The sequence below is a fragment of the Corynebacterium sp. HMSC056F09 genome, assembly GCF_001815785.1.
In the GTDB taxonomy this organism is placed as follows: Bacteria; Actinomycetota; Actinomycetes; order Mycobacteriales; family Mycobacteriaceae; genus Corynebacterium; species Corynebacterium hiratae.
Genome location: NZ_KV821885.1, coordinates 131,641 through 141,650, shown reverse-complemented (window position 1 = coordinate 141,650; position 10,010 = coordinate 131,641). Strand labels below are relative to the sequence as shown.

The 10,010-nt window shown below is 58.0% G+C and carries 10 protein-coding genes; 1 reads left to right on the top strand and 9 read right to left on the bottom strand.

Going from position 1 to position 10,010, the window contains the following annotated elements; all coding sequences use genetic code 11:
- Positions 1–604 precede the first annotated feature (604 nt).
- Together HMPREF3056_RS00770 and HMPREF3056_RS13660 are read right to left on the bottom strand one after the other, a co-directional pair.
- Positions 605–1,303: a YceI family protein gene (locus HMPREF3056_RS00770; RefSeq protein ID WP_070753921.1), complete on the bottom strand. Its 699-nt coding sequence runs from the start codon at positions 1,301–1,303 to the stop codon at positions 605–607.
- A 3-nt stretch (positions 1,304–1,306) separates the two neighbouring features.
- Complete coding sequence (locus HMPREF3056_RS13660) at positions 1,307–1,666, bottom strand: hypothetical protein (protein WP_046649171.1); 360 nt, start codon at positions 1,664–1,666, stop codon at positions 1,307–1,309.
- 131 nt (positions 1,667–1,797) lie between these two features.
- Here HMPREF3056_RS13660 and HMPREF3056_RS00760 point away from each other — a divergent pair, with 131 nt between their 5' ends.
- The gene (locus HMPREF3056_RS00760) at positions 1,798–2,181 is read left to right on the top strand and encodes an RNA polymerase-binding protein RbpA (protein ID WP_046649170.1); all 384 of its coding nucleotides are present in this window, start codon (positions 1,798–1,800) and stop codon (positions 2,179–2,181) included.
- Between the two features lie 103 nt (positions 2,182–2,284).
- Here the strand turns inward: HMPREF3056_RS00760 and musI are convergent, their stop codons facing one another.
- From musI to HMPREF3056_RS00725, 7 genes are all read right to left on the bottom strand, one after another.
- Positions 2,285–2,926, bottom strand: a complete 642-nt coding sequence (gene musI / locus HMPREF3056_RS00755) for an ABC transport system MusEFGK2I component MusI (RefSeq protein ID WP_070753920.1) — start codon at positions 2,924–2,926, stop codon at positions 2,285–2,287.
- Between the two features lie 24 nt (positions 2,927–2,950).
- Entirely contained in the window at positions 2,951–3,865 is a 915-nt protein-coding gene (locus HMPREF3056_RS00750) for a carbohydrate ABC transporter permease (RefSeq protein ID WP_049154663.1), read from the bottom strand.
- 3 nt (positions 3,866–3,868) lie between these two features.
- On the bottom strand, positions 3,869–4,714 hold the full coding sequence (locus HMPREF3056_RS00745) for a carbohydrate ABC transporter permease (protein ID WP_046649167.1): 846 nt from the start codon (positions 4,712–4,714) through the stop codon (positions 3,869–3,871).
- Positions 4,715–4,794: 80 nt separating this feature from the next.
- On the bottom strand, positions 4,795–6,126 hold the full coding sequence (locus tag HMPREF3056_RS00740; RefSeq protein WP_070753919.1) for an ABC transporter substrate-binding protein: 1,332 nt from the start codon (positions 6,124–6,126) through the stop codon (positions 4,795–4,797).
- A gap of 364 nt (positions 6,127–6,490) precedes the next feature.
- The gene (locus HMPREF3056_RS00735; protein ID WP_049157730.1) at positions 6,491–7,735 is read right to left on the bottom strand and encodes a DUF4032 domain-containing protein; all 1,245 of its coding nucleotides are present in this window, start codon (positions 7,733–7,735) and stop codon (positions 6,491–6,493) included.
- 84 nt (positions 7,736–7,819) lie between these two features.
- Positions 7,820–8,950, bottom strand: a complete 1,131-nt coding sequence (locus tag HMPREF3056_RS00730) for an ABC transporter ATP-binding protein (RefSeq protein WP_049157728.1) — start codon at positions 8,948–8,950, stop codon at positions 7,820–7,822.
- A 179-nt stretch (positions 8,951–9,129) separates the two neighbouring features.
- Positions 9,130–10,005 (bottom strand): polyprenol monophosphomannose synthase, encoded by an 876-nt coding sequence (locus tag HMPREF3056_RS00725; RefSeq protein WP_049157726.1) that lies wholly within the window; start codon positions 10,003–10,005, stop codon positions 9,130–9,132.
- Positions 10,006–10,010: the final 5 nt, after the last annotated feature.

Below are 10,010 nucleotides of genomic sequence, written 5' to 3'. Positions count from 1 at the left end.
GACGTGTCTACTTTCCGGGGGTCAGGCCCCCCATCTCTGGGCTCGCATGGATCTACGCTCAGGCCTTGACGGTGCGACCCGTGCTGAGCCATGGGCGCCGGCGGAGTCATGCGTGTGTTGCGCGTACTCGATGGGCCCTTGATGCTTTGCTCCGAGTTGCCTGTCCCGTCCGCATCGCCGTTCCGAAAGTTCGAGCCTTCAGCTTATTTGGGACTTCTTGGTTCGCTGCCTTCTGGGCGCTTTCCTGTGTGCCATGTGTTGCCTGAGGGTCGCTATGCGTGCGGGTGGGATATTTGTGATGGGACCTTTAGATCTGGACTGATCTGCATCTCCCCAGCCGCCTTTGGAGCAACCCCTTTTAAGGCACTATATAGTCACTGTTACGTAATTGTGCTGCATTTAGGGAGCTCATCGGAAAGCTGTTTTAGCGCCGTTGGTAAGCCATCACCAGCTGCACGACGGTGAGAGCTACAAGCACTACAGAAAACGCTGCCAGAAGTTTCGTCCCCTGAAACCAGATGAAAATGCCGAATCCTGCGAGCACTACGAGACGCACCCACAGGACAGGAATAAGATGCCGATAATTCATGACTAACCGTGCGCGCTACTTCTCGAGGGTAACGCGAACGTTAACGTCGCCGACCTCGGAGATCTTTGCCGCGATCATTTCCGGGGCTTCGACGCCGAAATCGAGGCGATTTATCGGAATATCGCCGCCCAAGATAATGGTGTCACCATTGCGGACCACCTGGAAGTCCTGCGTCACGTTCTTGGTCTCGCCGTGGATGGTCAGGTCACCAGTCAGTGGGACGGTGACCAGTGAGCCGTCGTCAGGCACGGCGGAGACATCTGCTGGCTCGGTCAACGTGAAGGTCGACTCTGGGTACTTCGTCACCTCAAAAAGCTTCGACTTCATGTTCTGATCGCGCACCTTCTTGTCCGTGGTCAGGCTCGCCATGTCCACGGTGATGCTGGCTTCCTCAACGACCCCGTCCTTGATGGTTGCCTGGCCGGTGACATGCTTGGTGGAGCCAGACGTCGTGCGCTTATCCGCCGGCAGGATTTCGTCGATGGTAAACCCGGCTGAGGTGTAGTTATAGGCCGAACCTTGCACCACGTGCCATTCGCCATCAACATCTGTCGTTGCGGCATGGACCTTATCCGCGTTGATCGGCTCGGTCTTCACACCGCGGCCCATGATCACCGAAAACGCCAACGGTCCCAGGGCCAGTGCCGACGAGGCCAGAATCAGAACCACGAAGATACTGACAACCAGTTTGCGGTTACCTAATACGGATTTCATGTACTATCTCAATTCCTCAAGCTTACGAGCTAGTGCGACCAGTTCGGCACACAGCTGTTCCATCTCTTCAGCACTGGCGCTTTCCGACGCCGCCGTGGCCACGTCCTCGGCACAGCACCGGAGCTCAAAGAGACCGTCGCGGAGACGGTCCGCCTTGTCTGGAGTTAGGATGACAGCGTCCACGGGAATGGATGTCCCGACCACGTTGTGGCGCTGCTCGTATGCTCGTTGCTTGCACGAGGGCGAACAGAACTTGCGTGGCCTTCCCCGCCCGCCTTGTGCGATCTCTTTGCCGCACCACTGGCAGGTTGCCGTCCGGTGCCTCGAGGGCTTGCCGGGCTGCGGATCCTGTGTACCAATCACCTCACTCACCTTAGCCCATTAACCCGAGGGTGGGAACAAAGGCCGTGGGCCATTCGTTATAATGATAGAACTTTGGGTGATATAGGTCGACCCTGATCCCTTCCCTCAACGCTTGAAAAGGATGATGTTGCATGGCAGATCGCGTACTCCGTGGCAGCCGCATGGGCGCAGTGAGCTACGAAACCGACCGCGACCACGACTTGGCCCCGCGCCAGATGGTGAAATACCGCACCGAGGACGGCGACATCTACGAGGTGCCCTTCGCCGATGACGCGGAAATCCCCGAGGAGTGGATGTGCAAGAACGGTAAGCTCGGCACCCTTGTTGAGGGCGAGGGCGTTGAGTCCAAGCCGGTGAAGCCGCCGCGGACCCACTGGGATATGCTGCGCGAGCGCCGCTCCATTGAGGAGCTGGATGAACTGCTGACTGAACGCATCGAAAGCCTGCGTTCGCGTCGTCGGGCGGCAGCCCGCCTGCTCAAGGAGCAGAAGGAACAGGAAGAAAACGAAGGCTAAAAAGCCTGTCGCGCGCCGGTCCCACGGTCAAGGGGTAGTAGCTCCACAGAAGTGGAAGCCACTACCCTATTTGTCGTTTTGGGCCCTAAAGGCGAACGTCGCGCTAAGCACTGGCGCCTTCGTGCGGCGCTGAATTAAGTTCCGGCCACTGGAGAACCAGCTCGGCGAGGTAGACCGCCAGGGCAGGTCCCAATACCGCGAGGAAGAACACATAGCCTCCCCACTGCGCCGGGAAAAAGAGCGGGAACAGCACCAAGAGTGCCGCCGGGGATACCGCCACTAGAGTACGCGGTAGGTGCGCTACCGCCTTCGTCATGGCGGCCGTGCACCGTTGACTAAAGCTCAGCCCCGGGGCATCGAGGTGGAAGAACCACACGCTGATGCAGCCCAGCACGAGGAGCCCAGAAACCAGCGCGGCACGCAGAACGACGCCCATTGTCCCGAAACCGGCCTTCGCGATGATGGCGAATTCATAGGCAGCTAAGGCGCCCAGTGCCAGGCAGATAAGCCACCAGGCGGTATTTGTTCCGGGGCGGGTCAAAAGGCCCCGAACGAAGGCCGCGCCGCGGCGTGAACCTTCTTCGCGGACCATCTGTCCGGTCACCGCGTGGGCGGTGCGCAGAGACATTCCCCCAGTCACCACGGGAAAGCACGTGATAACGAGGAGAACGTTGACGATGACAAGGTCAGCGAAAAGGCTCAGGGCGGCGTAGAACTTCGATTCGGGGCCGAGCAAGCGATTCATGGTTCTTTAACCTATCGCACTTGATTAGCCCTTCACGGCACCGGCCGCCACACCTTCGATGATGTGCTTCTGCGTGGAGAAGTAGAAGATGACGATGGGGATGATGGCGAGGACCAGCATGGCCATCATGGCACCCATATCGCGGTTACCGTTGGAGCCGACGAAGGACTGGATGACCACCGGGATGGTCTTGTACCGAGTCGACAGACCAATGACCAAGTACGGCAGTAGGTAGTCGTTCCAAACCCACATGGCGTTGAGAATGGCCACGGTAATGGCCGTCGGCTTGAGCATGGGCCAGACGACGCGGAAGTAGTTTTGTAGCGGACCGCAGCCGTCGATCATCGCGGCTTCCTCGACATCCAAGGGGATCGACTTGACGAAGCCCGCAAACATAAACACCGACAGACCAGAACCGAAACCGAGGTAGAGCACCACGATGCCGATCGGGTTGTTGAGGTGGAGCATGTCTGCAATCTTGACCGTCGGGAACATGACCATCTGGAACGGGATAATCATGGACACCACGAAGAGGTAGTACAGAAGGTTTGTCCACCACGTCTTGACGCGCGTGATGTAGTAGGCGGTCATCGCGGAGAAGAACACGATGACGATGACGGACAGAATCGTGATGACGAAAGACCACAGGGTGGCTTCCAAGAAGCCCTGCTTGGTCAAGCCCACCATGAAGTTCTCGAAGCCGACCCAGGTTTCACCGATGGGAAGAGAGAAAGGATCGGAGGAGATAGCGAACTTGGACTTAAAGGAGTTAATGAAGATGAAGAGGATCGGCCCAAGGAAGACGATGGTGAAGAACACCAAGATGGCGTAGACCACGAACTTGGCGCCGCCAGACATCCGGGTCTTATTGTCCGAGGGAAGCTGGTGATCCTTCTTCTTCGAGGCCGGGACGGCCTGCGCTGAAGTGCTGGTAGTCATGACTTATGCCTCGATTTCCTTGGAGCGGGTCGCGCGCAGCTGGAAGTACGCGATGACGACCACGACGACGACGAAGATGACGGCCTTGGCCTGACCCACGCCCTCGACGTTCATACGGTTGAACAGCGTGTTAACGATGTTGAGCGCGACCATCTCAGTTTGTCCGCCGGGCGCGCCGTTGGTGAGCGCAAGGTTCTGGTCGAAGAGCTTGAACGAGTTCGACAAAGTCAGGAAGAGGCAAATAGTGATGGACGGCATGACCATCGGGATGGTGACATGGCGAAGCATCTCCCACTTGTTGACGCCGTCGAGCTCGGCTGCCTCGATGAGCTCCGGTGGGACATTCTGTAAGCCGGCAATGTAAATAATCATCATGTAGCCGATGAGCTGCCAGTTAAGCAGCATGATGAGGCCGGCGTAACCGAACTTCCAGTCCGCACTGATGGTCGTGGCATAGTGCGAAAGCACGGCGTTGATCATGGTTTGCCAGGTATAACCCAGCACGATACCGCCGATGAGGTTCGGCATAAAGAAGACCGTGCGGAAAAAGTTGGTTCCGCGGAGTTTGCGGGTCAGCATCCACGCCAAGAGGAAGGCGAAGACGTTGACGGTGATCACAGAAACGATGACCACGAGGACGGTGAAACCGAAGGCCGAGATAAAACCTTCGCGTTGGGAGAAAGCTTTGGCGTAGTTGTCGATGCCAACCCACTTGGCGTTGGTGATGGTGGTGAACTTCGTAAAAGAGAGGAAGAATCCCACGATGAACGGCACCAAGAAGGCAATCATGAATGCCAGAAGGGTGGGCAAGACAAAGACTGGGAAGTACTTCTTCAGCGTTGCTTGCATGGTGGTGAAACCTTAATTTCAAGTGGTGCCACACGCTCCCTAGCGGGAAGGCGTGTGGCGAGGGGGTGGGAACTTAAGGCCTAGCCCCAGTTGGATTCCTTCTCGGCAGCCCAGTTGTCCTTGAACTGCTTGACGACGTCCTCCCACTTCAGGGTGCCGGAGGCGTACTGCGACAGGGCCTGGCCGAAGTCATCCTTGAACTGCTGGGACGGGAAGTACTGGAAGTTCCACGGGTAGGTGGTCAGATCCTTGTTAGCGATAGCTTCCGCGACCTGCTCAGCGAGGGGATCATTCGGGGTGTCCTCGGCGGTGTAGCTTTCGAACGGTGCGATGAAGCCGAGGTCCTTAACCACGTGCTCCTTGCCAGTCTCGGAGGTAAACAACCAGTCCACGAAGTCCTTGGTGGCCTTCTGGTCGACCTCGGAGGCCTCAGAGTTCACACCCAAGTAGTTCTCGGTACCGACGTTGATGCCGTAGTTTTCTTCGTCCGGCAGGCCCATGTACATCGGCAGGAACTTGATCTTGTCTTCCTTGACCACGTTTCCAGAGGTCTCAGCGATCTGGGACCATGCCCAGTTACCGTTCTGGACCATGGCGGCCTTGCCCTGCGCAAACTCAGCCATGGAGTCAGACACGGTCTTGGAGGGGGCCAGGGTCTTCGCCACGGTGGAACTATCCAGGTAGAGGTCGAAGAGGTTCTTGAATTCCTTGTTGTAGGAGAAGTCGATTTCGTTGGTGTCCTCGACATTCTTGTCCTGGTACTCCTGCCAGATAGGAGCATTAGCCAGGTGAGTCTGCCAACGCCAGTCTTCGCCGGAAGTCAGCGAGGTGGAGGCGAAGGCGCCCTCGATGCCAAGCTCATCCTTCTTGGCCTGCATGTCCTCGGCGACTTCCTTGAGCTTCTGGTAGCTCTTGATTTCGTCGGTGGACTTGATCTTCGCGCCGGAGGTGGCGATGTACTTGTCGAAGATCTCGTCGTTGTAGATGATGCCGAAGCCCTCGACGGCGAACGGAACGCCACGTACCTCGCCATCTTCGGTGGTCAGCGGCGGAATGTCGTCGGTAAGCTGCTTGGCTACCTCGGTATCCGACATATCTGCCATGTAATCCTGCCAGGTGATGAAGCCAGCGGGGCCGTTGACCTGGAAGAGAGTCGGGGCTTCGTCCTTGCCAATCTCTGCCTTGAGGGTCTGCTCATAGGAGCCGGAGGCGGCAGTGACGACCTTGACCTTGACGCCGGTCTCTTCAGTGTAGGCCTTTGCGATCTCCTGGTATGCGGCGTCCTGTTCGGGCTTGAAGTTCAGGAAGTAAACATCGCCTTCCTCGTCGGTAGAGCCGGAGCACGCGACGAGACTTGCGGCGGCGAGCATGGAAGCCATGCTGATGGATGCGATGCGAGTAAGACGCTTCATGAGGTCCTCATCTTTCTTGATGAAAAGCGGGATGATGAGCCGAGATGGATACCCGGCCCGTATTCGGTTGTGTCTGGGATTCCTTCCGTGACGAAGGATTCTTCCCAGCGCCACCAAGTGCTTCATAGCGGATCACAATCCAACTATGAACTGGTTAGCCTGTCTCCTACCTTAGTGAGGTATTCCACATAATCAAAAGAAAACGGACCTAGAACGCCCGATTGTGACTATATCCATATTCAGGCACGAAATCTTTCCCCATTTAAGGGGCAATCGGGCTTAAAACATACAAATCAATATAATAATCAGCTGAGAGCCGCGTTTTCGATCTGTGGTTTTGGAGGCCACTGGGGCACGCAAGCGGTTATGACAAGTCTCCGTTTGTGGGCTGTGCGTGGAGAAGCCGCGCCTCGTCTCGGCGGGCGGGCAGCACGGACTCAAGGTAGGATGCCGTCGCCTCCGGAAGGGACACGTCCTCTCCCCTCTCTTGGGCAAGGAACCAACGGTGGTCCACGATTTCGTGAAAAATCTGCGCGGGTTCGAGCTTCTGCAACATCTCTACGGGGACAGCGGCGATGGTCGGCTCGTACTCTTGCGTCATCCACAGGTGCGCGGCCTGGGTAAGCCCCACGTGAGGCCCACATTCGACGGCTTGGTAGGCCTGGATGGAACCCAAGAGGCGCTGGGCTTGGTGTTCCTCGACGCTTAATCCCGTCAAACTCAATAACTGCGCGCGGTAGTGGCCGGGATCGACCACCACTGGGCGAATCCGCACCACGTGTTTCGAATCGTCCTTCGTGACCTTGAGCTCGCCTACATCGAAACCCAGCTGATTGAGGCGGTCAATCCGCTCGGAGACGCGCCAATACTCGCTGGCGTCCACGGATTCTTCGGCGGTTAGTTCCGTCCACAGCTCGAGGTAAGAGCTCTCAACCAGGCTGCCTAGGGCGATGACATCGATGGAGGAATCCAAGCATTCTCCTGCTTGCAGGTCCATGAGTTCACCGATGATGTTGACGCGGGCGATGTCGACGTCGTAAAGCCTGCGTGATTCGGAGAGATTGGGCTGGAACTCCCCCGTTTCGGCGTCGACAAGATAGGCCGAATAGGTCTCGGCGTCCCGCCGGAAGAGGGTGTTCGACAGCGATACATCGCCCCAATAGAAGTTCAGCAGATGCATGCGCACGAGTAGCACTGACAGGGCCCGGATTAGCTTTTCCGCCTCGACTACCGTGAGGTGTCGCGAGAAGATCTCGCGGTACGGTAGGGAAAACTCCAGGTGCTCAGTGACCAGCGCCGCGGTGAGCTCCCCGTAGCTCTCTTTGGCTGGGTGTCGGCCGGTAATCACGGCAACAGGGCGCACACTGGGTGCGCCAAGACGCTGCAGTTCGCGCAGCATTTTGTATTCGTGGTGGGCGGTACGCGCGCCGATTTCCTTGACCGCGACGATGCCGCGGTTAATCCCCACGAAACGCACGATGTGCCGGGAAATACCCCTAGGAAGGGCCGCGATGAGTTCAGCGGGCCACTGTTCCAGGGGCGTATCCCACGGCAGCGTCAGAAGTGCCGACGCGTACGTCGAGGAGGTGATACTCATAGACTCTTTCACGTCGAGTCACTCCACCTTCGTAGCTGAATTAATCCTGGCTCTATGCCTATCCGTGCTGCTTGGCTCGCAGTAGCCGGGCACGGGCTACGGCAGGCGCTTTCCAGTCGAGGCTGAGAAGTTGTGCTGGCCGCCTTCGACGATGCGTGCATAGAAAACGCTGCCCGGGGCGGGTGCGGTGTTCGGTGCGGAACGAACGACGATCTGACCGGATTCGGGGACATCCTCGCTCGAGGAGCCGAGGTCACCTTCGCCCACCAGCTTGCCGTAGAGGAAGGAATCAGAGCCAAGTTCCTCTACGAAGTCGAGCTTGATGGGAATGGAGTGGTCGGTGGATTCGCCCTCCGGGATGATCTCTAGGGCCTCCGGGCGGAAACCGATGGTGATGCGATCATTGTCTTCCGGGGTCATGGCCGCGATGGTTTCCGGGGACAGCTTGATGCGGGCGTGCCCCGAGGTAGCGTCACCATCCTTGACCGTAAAGGTACCGAGGTTCATGGCCGGGGAACCGATGAAGCCGGCGACGAAGACGTTGGCTGGGCGGTCGTAGAGCTCGCGGGGTGCGCCGACCTGCTGCAGGTAGCCGTCCTTGAGTACCGCGATGCGGTCACCCATGGTCAGTGCCTCGGTTTGGTCGTGGGTGACGTAGACGGTGGTGACCCCGAGCTTGCGCTGCAAAGCCGCGATCTGGGTACGCGTCTGCACACGCAGCTTGGCGTCGAGGTTGGACAGTGGCTCATCCATGAGGAAGACCTGGGGATTACGAACGATGGCGCGGCCCATGGCTACGCGCTGGCGCTGACCACCGGACAGGGCCTTCGGCTTGCGCTCCAAGAATTCGGTCAGGCCCAAGGTAGCGGCGGCTTCATCGACGCGCTTGTTGATCTCGTCCTGGGATTTGCCTGCGATCTTTAGCGCAAAACCCATGTTCTCGCGCACGGTCATGTGCGGGTAGAGAGCATAGTTCTGGAAGACCATAGCGATGTCTCGGTCACGCGGTGCGACGTGGGTGACGTCCTTGTCGCCGATGAAGATGGCACCGTCCGTGACGTTTTCCAAGCCGGCCAGCATGCGCAGCGTGGTGGATTTACCACAGCCGGATGGGCCGACCAAGACGAGGAACTCGCCGTCAGCGATTTCCAGGTTGAACTTCTTGACGGTGGGTTCTGTAGCTCCTGGATAGGTTAGGGATGCATCTTTGAACGTTACGGTTGCCATAGCAAACTCTCCTCCATCGGCAGGTACGTGCCGAACGATCCGTAGTGTGAGAATGAAGTGAAACAAGTCACTGTGCACCGGATAAAGTGCCACTTACGACATTAGCACCGATGGTGGTTATTACCACAAAAGCCCGAAAGCCATGACAGGCCTTCGGGCTCGTGGTGAGGAAAGCAGTTTTAGCGGTTGAGTGTGCCCTTCACCAAGTTGGATACCTCGGAGACAAAGTCGGAAACAGCAGTCTTAGCGTTGCTGAACTTGGGGCCAAGCTCCATGTCCTTTACCGTGCGTGAGGTGATCTTGGATACCTCAGAGGTAAAGTCGCTGACCTGCTCGGAGCGGTGCGCAACGCCCCACTTGGTGACCTCCAGCAGGGAATCCTTGACAAAGGAGCCGTCAAGCTTCGACTCACCCAGCTCGCGCTCGGTAAAGGTAATCGGTACCTCGCGGACATCGAAGCCATCCTTGATGGCGCGGAAGGCAACGTCAACCTGGAAAATGTAGCCGGCGTTAGAGAGCTCATCGAAGTCTAGGTGCTCGAGTAGCTCGCGACGGAAGGCACGGTAACCGGCGGTCATGTCGTTGATGCCGGTGCCCAAGGCGACCGAGATGTACTTGTTGCCCAGGCGGGAGAGCAGCTCGCGGTTGGCCGGCCAATTGACGGTCTCACCGCCCGGAACATAGCGAGAGCCGATGACCAAGTCAGCACCCTTGTCAATTTCCTCGAGCAGCAGGTGCAGCTGCTCCGGTGCGTGGGAGCCGTCTGCATCCATCTCGCACAGCACCTGGTAGTCCTTCTCTAGGCCCCACTTGAAACCGGCGATGTACGCGCCGAGAAGTCCGCCCTTGCCCTCACGGTGGAGAACGTGCAGGTGGGAGTCCTCAGCGGCCAGCTTATCCGCCGCGTCACCGGTGCCGTCCGGGGAGTTATCGTCCACAATCAGGATGTGAACCTCCGGCGTTGCCTTGCGCACACGCCCGGTAATGAGCGGTAGGTTCTCAATCTCGTTGTAAGTAGGGATGATGACCAGGGTAGATTCGCGGGTCGAGCTCACTAGTT